The sequence below is a fragment of the Acinetobacter sp. ANC_7503 genome (assembly GCF_056780035.1).
The window spans coordinates 29,538-45,234 of record NZ_JBWYJA010000008.1; the positions used below are offsets into that span (position 1 = coordinate 29,538).

The 15,697-nt window shown below is 39.5% G+C and carries 19 protein-coding genes; 10 read left to right on the top strand and 9 right to left on the bottom strand.

What is annotated here, in order from left to right; genetic code table 11:
• Positions 1 to 43 precede the first annotated feature (43 nt).
• The 5 genes from AC1M9M_RS09715 to AC1M9M_RS09735 all read left to right on the top strand — a co-directional run bounded on the left by AC1M9M_RS09715 (position 44) and on the right by AC1M9M_RS09735 (position 4,087).
• Positions 44 to 2,032 carry an ATP-dependent helicase gene (locus AC1M9M_RS09715; protein ID WP_481596233.1) on the top strand — a complete coding sequence of 663 codons (1,989 nt, stop codon included), beginning with the start codon at positions 44 to 46 and terminating at the stop codon, positions 2,030 to 2,032.
• 80 nt (positions 2,033 to 2,112) lie between these two features.
• A complete protein-coding gene (locus AC1M9M_RS09720) occupies positions 2,113 to 2,364 on the top strand; it encodes an RNA recognition motif domain-containing protein (protein WP_035266766.1) in 252 nt (83 codons plus the stop codon).
• A 297-nt stretch (positions 2,365 to 2,661) separates the two neighbouring features.
• The gene (locus tag AC1M9M_RS09725; protein WP_481591569.1) at positions 2,662 to 2,988 is read left to right on the top strand and encodes a hypothetical protein; all 327 of its coding nucleotides are present in this window, start codon (positions 2,662 to 2,664) and stop codon (positions 2,986 to 2,988) included.
• A gap of 194 nt (positions 2,989 to 3,182) precedes the next feature.
• Positions 3,183 to 3,686: a DUF6586 family protein gene (locus tag AC1M9M_RS09730; protein ID WP_481591568.1), complete on the top strand. Its 504-nt coding sequence runs from the start codon at positions 3,183 to 3,185 to the stop codon at positions 3,684 to 3,686.
• A gap of 122 nt (positions 3,687 to 3,808) precedes the next feature.
• Positions 3,809 to 4,087, top strand: a complete 279-nt coding sequence (locus tag AC1M9M_RS09735) for a hypothetical protein (protein ID WP_035266758.1) — start codon at positions 3,809 to 3,811, stop codon at positions 4,085 to 4,087.
• A gap of 36 nt (positions 4,088 to 4,123) precedes the next feature.
• Here the strand turns inward: AC1M9M_RS09735 and AC1M9M_RS09740 are convergent, their stop codons facing one another.
• The 4 genes from AC1M9M_RS09740 to AC1M9M_RS09755 form a co-directional block, all read right to left on the bottom strand.
• Complete coding sequence (locus tag AC1M9M_RS09740; RefSeq protein ID WP_481596234.1) at positions 4,124 to 5,842, bottom strand: cation:proton antiporter; 1,719 nt, start codon at positions 5,840 to 5,842, stop codon at positions 4,124 to 4,126.
• A 151-nt stretch (positions 5,843 to 5,993) separates the two neighbouring features.
• Entirely contained in the window at positions 5,994 to 6,149 is a 156-nt protein-coding gene (gene rpmG / locus AC1M9M_RS09745) for a 50S ribosomal protein L33 (RefSeq protein ID WP_001205031.1), read from the bottom strand.
• 12 nt (positions 6,150 to 6,161) lie between these two features.
• Entirely contained in the window at positions 6,162 to 6,398 is a 237-nt protein-coding gene (gene rpmB, locus AC1M9M_RS09750) for a 50S ribosomal protein L28 (protein WP_000048256.1), read from the bottom strand.
• Positions 6,399 to 6,563: 165 nt separating this feature from the next.
• Positions 6,564 to 8,012: a coniferyl aldehyde dehydrogenase gene (locus AC1M9M_RS09755; protein WP_035266754.1), complete on the bottom strand. Its 1,449-nt coding sequence runs from the start codon at positions 8,010 to 8,012 to the stop codon at positions 6,564 to 6,566.
• Between the two features lie 124 nt (positions 8,013 to 8,136).
• On the opposite strand from AC1M9M_RS09755, the gene AC1M9M_RS09760 reads away from it, so the two are divergent.
• From AC1M9M_RS09760 to AC1M9M_RS09780, 5 genes are all read left to right on the top strand, one after another.
• Entirely contained in the window at positions 8,137 to 8,829 is a 693-nt protein-coding gene (locus AC1M9M_RS09760; RefSeq protein WP_035266753.1) for a TetR/AcrR family transcriptional regulator, read from the top strand.
• 88 nt (positions 8,830 to 8,917) lie between these two features.
• On the top strand, positions 8,918 to 9,784 hold the full coding sequence (gene purU, locus AC1M9M_RS09765; RefSeq protein ID WP_092766746.1) for a formyltetrahydrofolate deformylase: 867 nt from the start codon (positions 8,918 to 8,920) through the stop codon (positions 9,782 to 9,784).
• A 213-nt stretch (positions 9,785 to 9,997) separates the two neighbouring features.
• Positions 9,998 to 10,816, top strand: a complete 819-nt coding sequence (locus tag AC1M9M_RS09770) for an energy transducer TonB (protein WP_092766747.1) — start codon at positions 9,998 to 10,000, stop codon at positions 10,814 to 10,816.
• Between the two features lie 20 nt (positions 10,817 to 10,836).
• Entirely contained in the window at positions 10,837 to 11,460 is a 624-nt protein-coding gene (locus tag AC1M9M_RS09775; protein ID WP_180028347.1) for a MotA/TolQ/ExbB proton channel family protein, read from the top strand.
• On the top strand, positions 11,460 to 11,864 hold the full coding sequence (locus AC1M9M_RS09780) for an ExbD/TolR family protein (protein WP_035266746.1): 405 nt from the start codon (positions 11,460 to 11,462) through the stop codon (positions 11,862 to 11,864). The genes AC1M9M_RS09775 and AC1M9M_RS09780 overlap by 1 nt, the downstream gene beginning before the upstream one ends.
• 50 nt (positions 11,865 to 11,914) lie before the next feature.
• On the opposite strand, the gene msrA is transcribed toward AC1M9M_RS09780, so the two are convergent.
• The 5 genes from msrA to thyA form a co-directional block, all read right to left on the bottom strand.
• Positions 11,915 to 12,436 carry a peptide-methionine (S)-S-oxide reductase MsrA gene (msrA, locus tag AC1M9M_RS09785; protein ID WP_035266744.1) on the bottom strand — a complete coding sequence of 174 codons (522 nt, stop codon included), beginning with the start codon at positions 12,434 to 12,436 and terminating at the stop codon, positions 11,915 to 11,917.
• A gap of 83 nt (positions 12,437 to 12,519) precedes the next feature.
• Entirely contained in the window at positions 12,520 to 12,975 is a 456-nt protein-coding gene (locus tag AC1M9M_RS09790) for an META domain-containing protein (RefSeq protein WP_035266743.1), read from the bottom strand.
• A gap of 74 nt (positions 12,976 to 13,049) precedes the next feature.
• On the bottom strand, positions 13,050 to 14,120 hold the full coding sequence (locus AC1M9M_RS09795; protein ID WP_481587592.1) for an Lnb N-terminal periplasmic domain-containing protein: 1,071 nt from the start codon (positions 14,118 to 14,120) through the stop codon (positions 13,050 to 13,052).
• A 26-nt stretch (positions 14,121 to 14,146) separates the two neighbouring features.
• Entirely contained in the window at positions 14,147 to 14,659 is a 513-nt protein-coding gene (locus AC1M9M_RS09800; protein WP_035266739.1) for a dihydrofolate reductase, read from the bottom strand.
• A 93-nt stretch (positions 14,660 to 14,752) separates the two neighbouring features.
• The gene (gene thyA, locus AC1M9M_RS09805; protein ID WP_035266815.1) at positions 14,753 to 15,595 is read right to left on the bottom strand and encodes a thymidylate synthase; all 843 of its coding nucleotides are present in this window, start codon (positions 15,593 to 15,595) and stop codon (positions 14,753 to 14,755) included.
• Positions 15,596 to 15,697 lie beyond the last annotated feature (102 nt).

Sequence of the window (15,697 nt, forward strand, 5' to 3'; positions counted from 1 at the left end):
TAGCTCTGTTAAACTATTGTTATTGTAAAATTGATGAGAAGCGATGAGTTTAGACAGCCTGATTGATGAATTAAATCCTCAACAAAAACAAGCTGCAACCACAGAAGCCTTACATAGTTTGGTGTTGGCGGGTGCGGGCTGTGGTAAAACCAAAACGATTGTGGCACGTGCTGCTTATCTCATTGATCAAGGTGTACCCGCCAATCAAATTCAAATTTTGACGTTTACGCGTCGTGCTGCCAGTGAAATCGTGGCGCGTGTCGAATTGGCACTCGGTGAACAAGCAAAAGGATTACGAGCATCAACATTCCATACTTTTTGTATGTACTTGCTGCGTCGTATACCAAAAGCTTTCGGCTTAGCGCAATTCTCAATTATTGATCGTGATGATCAACTCATGATGTTTCGTTTGATACGTGGTAAAGATGATAAGAAGAATCCCAATCAGCTCCCGAAGCCTGCTGAATTATGTGATCTGTATTCATATGCTAGAAATACGCGTCAAAAGCTAAGTGTTGCCATAGAAAAGCAAATGCCTGAATTCTTAGCAATGAAAGACCTGATTGCAGAAATCATGAAAGAATATGAAACTCGAAAGCAGGCACGTAGCTTTCTTGATTATGACGATATTCTTGCGATCGTGGCATCAGCTTTAGCACAGTCTGAGGGTCTAGTCGATTATGTGGCCTCGATTTGCAGACATATGCTTGTGGATGAAATGCAAGACACCAATCCATTGCAATGGGCGCTATTAGAGCCTTTAAAGGATCGAGTAAGTTTGTTTTGTGTCGGGGATGATGCTCAATCGATTTATGGTTTTCGTGGAGCAGATTTCGAAAACATTCATCATTTTAAAGAGCGTGTGCCAGCAGCACAGATCTTTAAATTAGAAAAAAACTACCGATCTACTCAAGAAATTTTAGATTTATCAAATTGGTTGCTTGATCAAAGTGAGATTAAATATGACAAGCGCTTAAATGCGTATCGAGGTACAGGCATAAAGCCTAAAATTCATATTTTCCCGAATGAGTTTGATGAAGCAAAATGGATTGCCATAGATATTAAAGAGCGACATTTGCTTGAGGGAAGTCCTTGGCGCGATCATATGGTTCTGGTACGTTCAAGCTTTGCAGCTCGTCATATTGAAGCAGCTTTCATTGCAGCCAATGTCCCATATCGGTTTATTGGTGGTATGAAACTTCTTGAAACTGCGCATGTTAAGGATTTACTGAGTTTACTACGGGTCATTGCCAATCCTTCAGACGATATTGCATGGATGCGGTTTTTGACGCTTTGGGATGGGGTCGGTGATGTTGGCGCAAGCCGTTTAGCGCAACAGTTGTTACAGGACCCTCAAGATGACGTCATTGCGGAAAAACTAGAAAAATTTGGACGTATTCCTGCTGAGGCTCTACTCATTATGAAGCAGTTGAATGTGTTAAAGACTGAAGTTCAAGCTTGCGTAAGCTTGGCAATTCAGGCAATAGAAATTCAGTTGAGTGAAAATTACAAAAAGGATTGGGGGCGTCGTCAAGGAGACTTTGAGTTGGTGAAACAGTTAGCTTCAAAACATACTCAGTTAAGTGAGTTTTTAGAAGCCTACGTGCTTGATCCAGTTTCAATCAGTGAAATCGAACGCCAGTCAGATACTGATGTTGTTACCTTGATCACGATACATTCTGCTAAAGGAACTGAACAAAAAGTTTGTTACGTGGCGAATGTGACACCTGGTCAGTATCCACATGCAAGAGCTCAAGGGGATTTTGATGAAGTTGAAGAAGAACGCCGTGTGCTTTATGTAGCACTTACCCGTGCACAAAATGAATTGATTTTAACCAAGCAAAATTTGGTGACGTGGGCAAGGGAACAAGTCGATGAGCAAGGACGAAAAGTTGAAAGCTATTTTCTCAATGATCTTTCAAGACATTTGTGTACAAGTGAAACACATTATAAAACCAGACAGCAAACGGTTAAGAGTGCTTTGATTGAGCGACAGTCGATTAATTTAGATTTTGGGATTGATCTCGATTAAACTATCTAGATTGTTTCATACAAAAAGTAGAGTAGGCGCGTACTTTTTGGTTTTTTTGCCTATCTTCTTAAGGTTTTTTCATGAAAATTTTAGTTCGTAACTTAGAGCGCAGCATTACTGAAGCTGAGATTCTGGAGTTATTTCAGCAGTTTGGAACAGTAGACTCATGTACATTGGTGTTAGATGCTGCAACAGGCAAATCGAAAGGATTTGCCTTTGTTGAAATGCCACATGGCCGTGAAGCTGTGAAAGCAATTAAGGGGCTGAACACCCGTAAAGTTAAAGGTGCAGGTATTCGAGTAAAAGCTGCAGACGAAAAGCCAGAAGCATAACTTGATGTCTAAATAAAGTAGGAGCAGTTATTGCTCCTTTTTATTTGATATTTTATTTAATTTTACTAATAAATATGAATCTTTTTTAGCTTTTTTGACCAACTTTTGTACTTTAAAGAGTTGACATATTTTTGAAATGTATTTCTGTTATATATTAATATTTTTATTAAAAACATACATTTAAAGTCACATTTATATACAAATTATTGTGAAGTATATCTTAATAATAGATTGAATAAGTTTGAGTGAAGTGTGTAGTATAAAAGCTCCATTATAAAACCCCAAAAGGTTATAAAAATGTCTATTCAAGAATTAAATCATCTAGAAACAGAAATCGTATCAGGTGCAGGTACGTTAATCGGTGACACGCTTCAAAACGCATCAAACCTATTTTCGAGCACATTGAATGTTCAAGCTCCAATTTGGAAGCCATTGAGCCTAATTCCTGGTGTTGGTACAGTTCATCAAGCAATTGATGTTGGCTTCCTTGCGATTTCAGAAGGTCTTTACAGGGCTGGAACACTGTTAGGTGGCGATCAAGATCAGGTCAAATTTCATTATGACAATGAAAAAGGCGATGGGACTTATAATCCATTAGGAATTTTTAAGGGTATTGTTCGCTAATATAACCTTAGATTCATTCGAAAGGGTCAGCCATGCATTTGGCTGGCTTTTTTATTTAAGCAGTATGCATTAATAATCAGGCTTTCAATCAATCTTGTTGATCTAAAATTAATCTTGATTTTTTTCTTAAAAGCATTGCGTGATATGGCGTCAACATTTAAGTTGTATGACATAAATGTTGTTAGGAAGTTTTCATGTCTCGTGTTGCTCGTTTTCATGCAGATCGCACTAATCAAAAACTCTATTTTGCCCGTCTATCATGTCAGCAAGCAGAACAGACAGAGCATATTCAACAAGCTCAAGCCCATCGTGAAGCGGCAGTCTTTCATTTGCATGGAGCGGTCTTGGCATTTTTGCAAGAGTTGGTGCGTTATTACCGTTTAAATGATTTTTCACCTACATTAAAATCTATTGAAGAGCATATGGCCGCTAAAGGGCAAGTTTCTCCAGAAATCACCGTGTTACAGCATCTTGCAAAGGATGGTTTTATTGCAGAACTAAAGCGCGCTTATCGTATGTGCCAGTATGCACCTGAACCAAGTGCACCAGAACCTGAGGATGAGACTTCTTCAAATCTTATTATTAAAGTCACGCAGACACCTCAAGCGTGGTTGCCAGACACTCAAATTCTTCGAGAGTGGCATCGTGACTTAACCCATCTTATTGACGGTTTTCGTAACGAAATGGTTGAGTTTTAATTGTAATCATGACAGTTTTAAACGATTAGACTTGAAATATAAATTTTAGAACTTATATAAAATAGTCTAAGCAATGCAAAGTGCATTCAGCATTTTGCCACCATGTGAATCATGGAGGGTATATGTCTATAGAGCAATTGAAAGAATTATTCGGAACACAAGAAGCAATTTTAGAATTGGTGCAACTTGAGAATGGCGAGTTAGCGCTTCGTCACGCTGCATCTGAAGATGAGCCACTTGTGAAAATTCAATTTAATGATGAAGTGAAAGCTTTATTAGGTGATCATATGCCTTTGATTGCCCAACACATGATTCAGGCTGCGTTATTTGCACTTCTCGAAAAACAATCGAATGAATGGCATGCGGAAGTCGTAGATGAAAAACCACAGTTTTATAGCTAAGAAAAAACCGCGCAAATAGCGCGGTTTTTATTTTACTTAGTGAGATGGTGCATGATGATGTGCGATTTCAATTTGATTTAGAATATGATTACTCATGTTCTTCGCCATTTCTTCCTTTGCGTAATACACTTCACCAATTTCATCTGCACGTATTGCTTCAGCTTCTTCTTTACTTTCCGCACAGATCAAAACTTGAATCTGTGGATTCAGAAGTTTGGCAGTATCTACAATCTTATGAATATCTAAAATATCCATCGGCGAGATAATTAAAAGCCTCGCATGTTGAATATGTGCTTGAATTAATACGCCTGGTTCTGTTGCTGAACCTGATACTGCAGCAATATCTTTTGCGCGTAGTTTTTCAACAATTTCTCGATTTTCTTCAGCAATCACCACTTTGATGTTATTTTCCATCAGTGTTTTCGTTAAGCGACGTCCAACTTCTCCATGACCGACCATGACCACTTGATCGCGCAGGTAGTCCTGTGAGACCTCGTCAGGTAACATCGCCAATGGATCACCACTACGCTCAAGCAAACGAGCTAAATGCGAGCGCTCACGAATCCATTTCTGTACGGGTTCAATGGCTGAAAATAAAACAGAATTGAGCGAAATAGAAAATAATGCCCCGGCTAAAATCAAGTTTTGAGCTTCAGGGGTTAATAATCCTATAGATAGACCGAGTGTTGCCAAGATAAAGGAGAACTCACCGATTTGAGCGAGTGAGGCACCTACTGTAAGTGCGGTATTTAATGGATAGCGGAAGAACAAAACCAGCGCCATTGCTGCTAATGTTTTTCCGATCATGATAATGCCAATCACAGCCAGAATATGAAGTGGTTCTTCAACGATAATTGTTGGGTCAAACAACATTCCGACAGAGACGAAGAATAGGATGGAGAATATCTCACGCAGTGGTAACGTTTCTTCTTCAGCACGATGACTGAAGTCAGACTCTTTAACCACCATCCCAGCAAAGAATGCACCTAATGCCATTGAAACGCCAAAAATCGCATATGAACCATAGGCAATGGATACGGCTGCTGCAACCACAGTCAGTGTAAATAGCTCGCGAGAACCCAAGCGTACGACAAACTGAATAATTTTAGGGATGAGGCGCTTACCAATAATCAGCATAAAGGCAATAAAGCCCGCAACTTTAAGTAAGGTTATTCCTAAAGTCACAAAGACATTTTGATCTGGATCAGCGCCTTCCAGTGCTGTTCCGCCAAGGAGTACAGCTGTAGCGGGTAATAAAACTAATGCGAGCACCATGACTAGGTCTTCGACGAGTAGCCATCCCACAGCAATTTTTCCATTGACTGAATCCAGTAAGCCTCGGTCACCTAAAGCTTTTAGGAGTACCACAGTACTCGCACAAGATAAGCTTAAGCCAAACACCAATGCTGACCCAAAACTCCATCCCCATAGCATGGAGACGCCAATCCCGAGGATGGTAGCCACTGTGATTTGTAAAATTGCACCAGGGACAGCAATACGCCGAACTTGCATTAAATCTTTCAGTGAAAAGTGCATCCCGACACCGAACATCAAAAACATGACACCCAGTTCTGCGAGTTGATTGGCTAGTGTGATATCGGCGACGATACCGGGGGTTTTGGGGCTAATAATAATGCCGGCAATGAGATAGCCAACAAGAGGGGGTAGACGTAAACGTGCGGCGATAAAGCCAAAAATAAGGGCTAAGCCAAAACCAACCGCAAGCAATATAATTAAATCTACATCATGTGGCACTAATCACCCCTTAAATATTTATAAATTATGAATTGGCTTTTGAGCTGTATAAGCATAAAAAATGCCAAACTGAGATTAAATTTTAACAACCTGAAGAAAAAAAAGGCAAAAAAAACGACCCAATGGGTCGTATTTTTTTAAAGAACTAAAATTATTTGATTTTAGCTTCTTTGAAGATTACGTGTTGACGGATTTTTGGATCAAATTTTTTGATTTCCATTTTTTCCGGCATAGTACGTTTGTTCTTAGTTGTGGTATAGAAATAACCTGTACCAGCAGAAGAAACTAGGCGAATCTTATCACGCATTTTCGTTGCTCCTTAGATCTTTTGACCTTGAGCACGTAGGTCAGCAACAACCTTTTCGATGCCCAATTTGTCGATAATACGCATACCTTTAGTAGTTAGACGAAGACGTACGAAACGTTTTTCGCTTTCTAACCAAAAACGGTGGTGGTGCAGGTTCGGCTCGAACCGGCGCTTAGTTTTGTTGTTGGCGTGTGAGACGTTGTTACCAACGACTGGACGCTTGCCGGTAACTTGGCAAACCTTAGACATGGTGTAACTCCATTGATTTAGCCAACAGCAAACCTGTATGGCCAGTCAAAATAAAACGGATTGAATTCATTCAAGGGGCGTTTTATATCAAAAATACGCTTAAAAGACAAGCGAAATTGATAAAAACAGGGCATGACCTGTTGTGATAGATCATGCCTTGATCATTTAACGAAGAAAGGCTTTACGGATAAGACTAGGGATCGGTCTATTAAACGGAGGCAGTACGTATTTCAAGCTGAATAGCTTTGGAATAGACATGACTGAGCGTTCATTTGATAAACTGAAGAAGCCTTCGGGACCATGGTATCTGCCCATACCAGATGCACCAACGCCACCGAAAGGTAGATCATCTTGTGCAACATGAGTAACAACAGCGTTTTGACCAAAGTGTCCAGAGTGAGTACGTTGCGAAACGTATTCTGCTCGAGCATCGTTAAAGTCGAAATAGTATAATGCAAGTGGACGTGGTCGGTCATTAATAAACTCGATAACTTCGTCTATTTGATCATATTCTAAGATTGGTAAAATTGGACCAAAGATTTCGTTCTTCATAATTTCCATATCAGGGCTGATATTGGTCAGAAGGGTTGGCGCTATTTTACGTACAGAAGCAAGCTCTTCTTTTAATGGGTTAATTTCAGTGACTTGAGCACCATTTTGAATCGCATCTTCTAAGTAACCTTGTAAGCGTTTATTTTGCTTATCGCTCACTATAGAGGTGTAATCTTGGTTGTCACGTAATGTTGGATACATCGTTTTCGCAACGGTTTCAAACTGGTGAATAAACTCTGAAGTTTTACCACGTGGTAGGAAAATATAATCTGGTGCGACACAAGTTTGACCCGCATTCCACAATTTACCGAATGCAACACGCTCCGCGACATCCTTTAAGTCAATTGAAGGGTGCACGATAACTGGTGATTTACCACCAAGTTCTAGAATAACTGGAACTAAGTTTTCAGATGCTGCTTTCATCACAGTCTTACCAACATTGGTAGAGCCTGTGAAGACTAATTTATCAAATGCAAGATGACTGAATGTGTCAGAGATTACGCCACCACCTGTAACAACGGCAACTAACTCTTGTGGGAACGCTTCAGATAAAGCATTTTGTAATACATAGCCAAAGTTACGAGAGGTGCTTGAAACTTTAATCATGGCATGGTTGCCCGCTGCCAATGCACATACTAATGGGCTAATCGCCAATAATAAAGGGTAGTTCCAAGGGGAAATGATACCGACAACACCTAAAGGTTGATACTGAACCCAACCTTTTGCAGGTTGATGTAAAATACCGATATGGCGTTTAGAAGGCTTCATCCACTCTGTTAAATGTTTGCTGTAATATTTGATTTGTTCGAGTGAAGTGAGTAGTTCACCAATTTTCGTTTCAGAAACCGAACGATTACCATAATCTTGGCTAATTGCTTCTGCAATTTGGTCCTGATATTTAATCAAAACTGCTTTAAGACGAGCCAAACGTTCAATACGCTGTTTTGCTGTCGGGTTCGGATAACGTCGATAGGCTGCTTTCTGAAGCGCTAGAAGATCATGTAAATGCTGAACTTCCGATGCTTCAGTCGTCATTAAATTTGTTTTTGTTTGACTGTTCATGACCAGTACCACTAATGTAAGGGTTGATGTGATTTTTATTTTTAGAGTAAATACTCTAAAAGTCAAGTCACTTTTATGTTAGCTTGGGCTAAACGTCATTATTCTTGTTATAGATGGTATTAGGATGTCGCATTCCAAAACGTTAAAAACCAAAGACCGAATCTTGCAAATTAGTTTGCAACTCTTTAACGAACGTGGAGAGCGATCTGTCACAACTAACCATATCGCAGCAGAGTTAGGTATTAGCCCTGGTAATCTCTATTATCACTTTCGTAACAAGCAAGAGATCATTAAAGAGTTGATGGAGCAATATCAGCATGCAACTTTAGAGCTGCTAGCATTGCCAGAAGACCGTGATGTAAATGCCAATGATAAAATCCGATACTTTCAAGTACTCAGTAGTCAGTTATGGGCCTATCGTTTTCTGCATCGTGATGTATATCATTTAACCGAAAATAATGATGACTTTAGAAAAATTTACCCGCGTTTCGCAGGTAAAGTGATGCAACAAGGTCAAAAGATTTACCGAGCCTTCGTCAATGCAGGTCTCATGCAAATGACAGAGTCTGAAATTGAAGCGTTGATCATTAACCTATGGATTGTCCTAACCAATTGGACGAACTTTCTCTATATGTCTGGTCATTTAAAAGATTCCAACCATCTAGATGAAAAGTGGGTTTGGCAGGCACTGCGTCAAATGGTGTTTCTTGAAGGTCCTTATTTACGTGGTGAAAGTCGTCAGACTTATGAGCGCTTGCTTGAAACGTTGGGAACATCTGAATTATTTGCTAGTCTTTCTGCTGATCGAGAAGATTGATTTCAGCAAAGATAATTTGAAAGCATTAAAAAAAGAGTTAGAATACGCGGCTGTTTTTCAATTTAACTGTTAAGTGATATAAATCATCATGAATATGACAACTGCTAACACAGCACGTTTACTGATTACTTGCGAAGATAAACCAGGAATCGTGCAGGCTGTATCGAGCTTTTTGTATCATCAAGGGGCAAACATCACTGCGCTTGATCAATATGCAACAGAAGCTCAGGGCGGGCGTTATTTCATGCGTGTTGAGTTTGAACTCGACAATTTGCAAAGCCGTAAGGAAAATATTCTACAAACTTTCGCCACAAACGTAGCTGAACGTTACAACATGCATTGGCGTCTAGCTTTAGTGTCAGATGTAAAGAAAGTAGGTATTTTGGTATCGAAAGTCGATCATGCCTTGCTTGAACTTTTATGGCGTCATGCACGTGGTGGATTACCTTGTGAAATCACTAAGGTTGTGTCGAATCATGAAGATCTACGTGAGTCTGTGGAAAACTTCGGTATTCCTTTTGAAGTTGTGCCTGTCAATAAAGAGAACAAGCGCGAAGCATATGCAAAAATTGATGAGTTAATGCAAGGTAATGATTTGCTTGTACTCGCACGTTATATGCAGATTCTTGATGAAGAGTTCGTCTCTAAGTGGGAAATGAAAGTGATCAACATTCATCATTCTTTCCTTCCAGCTTTTGTGGGTGCTAACCCTTATAAGCAAGCGTATGAAAAAGGCGTAAAACTGATTGGTGCAACAGCGCATTATGTGACAGCTGATTTGGATCAAGGTCCGATTATTGAACAAGATGTTGAGCGTGTCAGCCATGATTTTACAGTTGATCAATTACGTGAATTAGGTCAAGACGTTGAACGTAATGTCTTGGCGCGTGCTGTTAAGTGGCATTTAGAAGACCGTATCATTGTTGATGGTAATAAAACTGTGGTATTCCAGTGATTTTTAATTAAATATCACTGATTTATTAAGGCATGCATGAGCATGCCTTTTTTATTGATGATCAAAAAAACTCATCAAAACTGCAGAATTAATAGTTGCAAATGAAAACACTTCTCATTTATTATTGGCGTACTTTAATTGTACTAACCGATAAGTTTGATTGAAATCTTCCTTATGAAGACAGCGTCAATGTATATCAGATCATAAATTTTAATGAGCCCATCTCCCATTCCTATGATGCAAAATCCAATCTCAATGAAAAAGAAAGTGCTTACTTCGCTCATTGCAGTGGTGATCGGGCATATTGGTGTTTTATTTGCCGTGAGTCAGATGAAAACACCTGAATTAAAACCTATTGATAAGGATCCAATTAAGGTTCGTTTTGTTCAGATAAAAGAGGATGCGCCACCGCCGCCACCTCCTGTTGAACCTGTGAAACCTCAAGTTCAACCAAAACCAGAACCGAAAGTCGTTGAACCACCTCCTGTGGTTAAACCCAAAGTCATTGCTGAAAAGCCTAAACCTGTCGAACAAAAAGCAATTGTTCAAGAAGATAAATTAGAAAAGCAAAAGCAGGAACAACAGCGTTTAGAGCAAGAACGTAAAAATCGTGAGTTGCTTGAACAGCAGCGACGTGAGCAAGCATTGCGTGACCAACAGCTACGTGAGCAACAAGAACGTGAGCGCTTGGAAAATGAAAGACGCGAACAAGAACGTCGTGAGCAGCAAGCACGTAATACACCAAAGAATTTAAGTATTGGGCAAATATCATGGTCTCGTACACCGAAGCCATCATATACCAACCGAGATTTACAAGGTTCTGATCGTACTGTTGTAGTATCGATTGAAGCGGACACTAACGGTAATGTAGTGAATGCCAGAATCACAAAATCAAGTGGAATTGATTCGCTTGATCAAAAGATTTTACGCTCGGTGCGTAATGCAAAATTCAGACCTTATAAGGAAAATGGCGTGGCTTATCCGTTTAGAGCGGAACAACCATTTGAACTTAAGTTGAATTCTAACGGCTAACTTTTATTAGGAGTTCGAGTATGAACTTTTCAGTTTATTGGCAACATGCTGATGCAGTCAGTAAGACGCTTTATTTCGTTTTACTCGCAATGTCTATTGCGACATGGACAATTGTCGTTTTACGTGTGATGGGAACACGTCAACTGAAAGAAGTTGCTTATGCTCAACTCTCTAAAGCATTAGCAGGATTGAAAGCAAAACTCGCTCCTTTGGGATTTGAACAACGTAAAGCTGTTGCTGAGCAAGCTTTATTGCGTCAGATTGCTTTGGAAAAAGCATCTGCTGAAAAAGGTGTTGCTGTACTCGGAACAATTGCCTCACTTGCACCATTTGTAGGGCTATTTGGTACAGTATGGGGAATCTTCCATGCATTGGTTGCAGTAGGTAAAAGCGGTCAAGCAGGACTTGCACAAGTTGCAACCCCTGTGGGTGAAGCCCTGATTATGACTGGTATTGGTCTAGCAGTAGCTATTCCAGCAGTGATCGCATACAACATTTGTATTCGCTTTAATCGTACATTAAGTAATGAACTACAAGATCATGCTCACAGTCTTTTAATCGACACGATGCTGCAACAAGATTCTTCTGCGCAAAAAGTTGAAGTGAAAGCGACTCAAGAAAGTTACGTTGGAGGTCAAGCTTAATGGCTTTTCAATTGGGTGAAGACAACGATACAGGCATGACGGAGATGAACCTCATCCCGTTAATTGACATTATGTTGGTTTTGATGATCATCTTCTTGGTGACAGCGACCGTTGCTAACCCATCAATTCCATTAACTTTACCAAAAACGACAGCGGATATCATTGATCCGCCACCTGAATCGATTCAAGTAAGCATTAACTCACAGGGTGAGATTGCATGGGATTCAGAAATTATCAGCTTAGATGAATTGCAAAAAAGATTTAACGATGCCGGTGGTTCAGCACAACAACCGACAATTATTCTTAAAGCAGATAAAGAATCACGTTACGATACTGTTGCTCAAGTGATGTCACGTGCAAGCGAAGCCGGGCTTGCTGACATTGCCTTTGCCACAGATAATTAACTGATTAACATGAGAAAAGCGACCATAAGGTCGCTTTTTTTATACCTGTATTAGTCTTTGAGTAAACCTTCAAATTTAGAGCGAAGCTTTAAAAGTTTTGGTGGGATACTAAAATTGCAGTAGCCCTGAGTCGGGTTACGAGCAAAGAAATTTTGATGATATTCTTCAGCAGGGTAGAAGGTCGGTACTGAGCTTAGTTCTGTAACAATATCTAAACCTTCTGCTTTTAACTGTTGAATCGCTTTCTCTGCAATCTGGCGCTGTTCTTCATTAAAATAATAAATGACAGAGCGATATTGCGTACCTATATCATTACCTTGGCGATTGAGTGTGGTTGGATCATGTGTTGCAAAAAATACATCAAGCAATTGAGCAAAGCTAATTTGACTTTCATCAAAATCCACTAAAACCACTTCTGCGTGATGGGTGTCTCCTTTGCAAATGTCCTCATAGCTTGGATTGGCCGTATACCCACCCGCATAACCACTCACGACTTTAGTGACACCTTTGAGTTGAAGGAAAACTGCTTCAACACACCAGAAGCATCCGCCACCGAGCAAAGCTTGTTGCATGGGATTCACCTTATTGAGTTGCAATGACTGAAATAATGGGGTGTAGAATGAAAAAAGCAACCAGTGAAATGGTTGCTTAACTGTTAACGCGGTTGTATTGCAGACTCATACTGCAATACTGGATTACCATTCTCATCGAGTAGGCGAAGCGTTTTGTCATAGACTTGGAATGCCGCGACTTTTGCCAAGGCAGCATTATAGCGATTTGCAAGTTCTTGAGTATTCACACACATCATTTGTGTAGTTGCAACTTCACTCAAGCTAATTTTGTCAGCTTTAATGCTATATGCACCCATAAAACGGTTACAACCATCTGCACCACTCAAACGACTAGATGCTGCATCAAATTGAATACTTGGAACATTGTGTGCAGTAGGGTCGGTCTTAAATTCTGTTGCGCCAATATGTGTCAAAATCCAAGTTTTATTTTGCAATTGATTAAGTGCTTGTTGTTGCTTTTCAGCAGATGGTGTTGTGGTACATGCTGTAAAAAGTAATGCTGAGCCTATAACGGATACGGCTAAAAGTTGTTTTAACATATGAAATGCCCCTGTGTTATTTCTTTCTAATGTAAATTAAATTCAAGTCAATTTTATGTATATCAACTGATACGCTAAGGTGCAAGCTCTGGCTGACTCTGAGGGAGACCCAGACGAATCAATTTTGAATAATTTTCACTACTTTGATATTTAAATTGATTAAATTGGTCTGTTCTTGGGTTGACATGTGCCTTGTTGTACCATGTTTTGATATCCCAATGATGTTGTAATGCCCCTAAGTCATACAGATAATTAGGTAAATAACCTGAGGCTAATAATCGGTAGTCCACTGGCAGTTCATGTTTGGAAATCGCTTGAACCATATCAAAAACCAAAGTGGTGCAGTTACTGGTCAAGGTGTTATACCATTTTGGTTCTTGACTAAGTTTATCTGCTTGCTCTAAATATTCCTCAAATAAAGCTTTCATTTCAGCAGCTTCCATGTTGATTGGGAAAAAATAGACCTGCTCATTACGTACATTGCTACGTGTATAAATAATGTCTTTCTCGTCAGCAGCAACTAAACTGACTTCGTACTTTCTAAAAAAACCACCAATAGCAGAAAACTCTTCATCTTTTTCTTTGCGAATTTCAATCGAAAAGGTCAGTGGTTTAGAGTTTTTGAAATCAAAGCTGACTAAAGTGTGGGCGATTTGTGGTCCCATCCAATATGAAGTAATGATGTTAATGCCACTGATTTGATTCAAATCAATTTGACGTGTTTCCCAGCGTTCTTGATAGGTTCCGTCTTCATTCCATGCAAAATTACGCACATTGTGTAAAGTGACCCAATCACCTTGACGTTCATAATTGAGAATTCTTGCGACTTCAGGATTCCACTCACGGTCTTGTTTGGCAGGGATACTAAAATACCAAACTAAACTGAACGCAAAAAAGACAATGTATAAGACAACATCTTTACTACGGCTGAAAAAATGTTGTGTTGCATATATGCCTAAAACACTTAAGGCAAAAGCGACCCAAAAGCCAATGATAATACGACTGACTAACCAGCCAAATGGCTCTTGAACCCATAAGGCCATACATAACCAAATTGAAGAGAAGATGACAAATAAACTAAATAGGGAGTGAAAAGCTCCCTTTGCAAGCGCAAGAATAAACTCTCTTTTACCGATGTTATGCATTGTTATTGGCTATATGTAAGAAAGCTTTATTTTTGGTAGGTTGCGAACTCAAATGCAATATTTGTTTTGTCATCAATGTGTTGCTCTGATGCCACTTTTTTAAATTCAGGTGGAATCTCAGGATAATGAGCATCACCTTGAACGTCTAATTCAACATGCGTGAGTTCTAAGCGATCCGCAATAGAGATCGTTTGGCTAAAAATTTCTCCACCACCTATGATAAAAATAGATCCAGGCTTTTCTGAAGCTTTTACATCATGGACTGCCTGCTCAAGTGCACTCTCGATTGTATGCGCGATTTTTGTTCCTTCAAATTGCCATGACGTATCTCGTGTAATGACCCAATTTACACGTTTAGGAAGCGTTCTACCCATAGACTCAAGTGTTTTACGTCCCATCACCACAACACCACCTTGGGTAATTTCTTTAAAATGTTTGAGATCAGCTGAAATATGCCATGGCAAATCATTTCCTTTGCCAATACAACGTTGCTGATCCATTGCAACGACGTGTACGACTTCTAAACCTTGAAATGCCATGATTATTCTTCCAGCGAATATGAGTTAAAGAGGGAAATGTAAAGTTGGATCACGATTAGTATCAACTGTGATCCCAAAAGACATTAGTTAAAATCAAACCGCAACAGGTGCTTTAATTGCAGGATGCGATTCGTAATTTACGATTTCAATATCTTCAAATTTGAAATCAAAAATATCTTTAATTTCGGGATTCAGTTTGAGTTGGCACAATGGAAGTGGTTCACGTGTTAATTGAAGTTGTGCTTGCTCGAAATGATTGGCGTAAAGATGAGTATCACCACCTGTCCAAACAAAATCACCGACTTCTAGATCACAGACTTGCGCAATCATATGGGTGAGAAGTGCATAACTTGCAATATTAAATGGAACGCCAAGAAAAACATCAGCACTACGTTGATAAAGCTGACATGATAATTTTCCATCCTGAACAAAAAACTGGAAAAGCGTGTGACAAGGAGGGAGTGCCACTTGTCCAGCTTCTTTTGGGTTCCAACCTGATACGATTAAACGACGGGAGTTTGGATTGGTTTTAATTTCATTAATTAACCATTTGATTTGATCAAAACCATCTTGCTCGTATAAACCATCGTCTTTCTTAGTTGCACCAAAGTTACGCCATTGGTGTCCATATACTGGACCTAGCTCTCCTTCAGGACGTCCAAAACGAGCAGTCTGCTCAGCTGTCGACCATTCATCCCAAATTGTAACTTTATGATCTTGCAGATATTTAACATTGGTATCACCTTTAAGGAACCAAAGTAATTCAATCACGATTGAACGGAAGTGAACTTTCTTTGTGGTCAGTAGAGGAAAACCTTTAGAAAGATCAAAGCGCATTTGATGACCAAATACAGAACGAGTACCTGTACCAGTACGGTCACCTTTATCACCGCCATTGTCGAGGATATGTTGTAGTAGGTCTAAATACGCTTTCATAAATGTCCTGATCGATTTGAATGTGGCATTTGAAGAATAAACCAATGCCAAAAATTTCATTGGCATCAGTTTATACTAAAGCAGCATGCATTTTAATATCTT

Coding starts and splice junctions, on each gene's coding strand:
- AC1M9M_RS09780 (WP_035266746.1), top strand. CDS start 11,460: ATGGCTTTTCAATTGGGTGAAGACAACGATACAGGCATGACGGAGATG.
- AC1M9M_RS09725 (WP_481591569.1), top strand. CDS start 2,662: ATGTCTATTCAAGAATTAAATCATCTAGAAACAGAAATCGTATCAGGT.
- AC1M9M_RS09730 (WP_481591568.1), top strand. CDS start 3,183: ATGTCTCGTGTTGCTCGTTTTCATGCAGATCGCACTAATCAAAAACTC.
- AC1M9M_RS09715 (WP_481596233.1), top strand. CDS start 44: ATGAGTTTAGACAGCCTGATTGATGAATTAAATCCTCAACAAAAACAA.
- AC1M9M_RS09735 (WP_035266758.1), top strand. CDS start 3,809: ATGTCTATAGAGCAATTGAAAGAATTATTCGGAACACAAGAAGCAATT.
- thyA (WP_035266815.1), bottom strand. CDS start 15,595: ATGAAAGCGTATTTAGACCTACTACAACATATCCTCGACAATGGCGGT.
- rpmG (WP_001205031.1), bottom strand. CDS start 6,149: ATGCGTGATAAGATTCGCCTAGTTTCTTCTGCTGGTACAGGTTATTTC.
- AC1M9M_RS09755 (WP_035266754.1), bottom strand. CDS start 8,012: ATGAACAGTCAAACAAAAACAAATTTAATGACGACTGAAGCATCGGAA.
- AC1M9M_RS09775 (WP_180028347.1), top strand. CDS start 10,837: ATGAACTTTTCAGTTTATTGGCAACATGCTGATGCAGTCAGTAAGACG.
- AC1M9M_RS09795 (WP_481587592.1), bottom strand. CDS start 14,120: ATGCATAACATCGGTAAAAGAGAGTTTATTCTTGCGCTTGCAAAGGGA.
- AC1M9M_RS09760 (WP_035266753.1), top strand. CDS start 8,137: ATGTCGCATTCCAAAACGTTAAAAACCAAAGACCGAATCTTGCAAATT.
- msrA (WP_035266744.1), bottom strand. CDS start 12,436: ATGCAACAAGCTTTGCTCGGTGGCGGATGCTTCTGGTGTGTTGAAGCA.
- AC1M9M_RS09800 (WP_035266739.1), bottom strand. CDS start 14,659: ATGGCATTTCAAGGTTTAGAAGTCGTACACGTCGTTGCAATGGATCAG.
- purU (WP_092766746.1), top strand. CDS start 8,918: ATGAATATGACAACTGCTAACACAGCACGTTTACTGATTACTTGCGAA.
- rpmB (WP_000048256.1), bottom strand. CDS start 6,398: ATGTCTAAGGTTTGCCAAGTTACCGGCAAGCGTCCAGTCGTTGGTAAC.
- AC1M9M_RS09720 (WP_035266766.1), top strand. CDS start 2,113: ATGAAAATTTTAGTTCGTAACTTAGAGCGCAGCATTACTGAAGCTGAG.
- AC1M9M_RS09790 (WP_035266743.1), bottom strand. CDS start 12,975: ATGTTAAAACAACTTTTAGCCGTATCCGTTATAGGCTCAGCATTACTT.
- AC1M9M_RS09770 (WP_092766747.1), top strand. CDS start 9,998: ATGAGCCCATCTCCCATTCCTATGATGCAAAATCCAATCTCAATGAAA.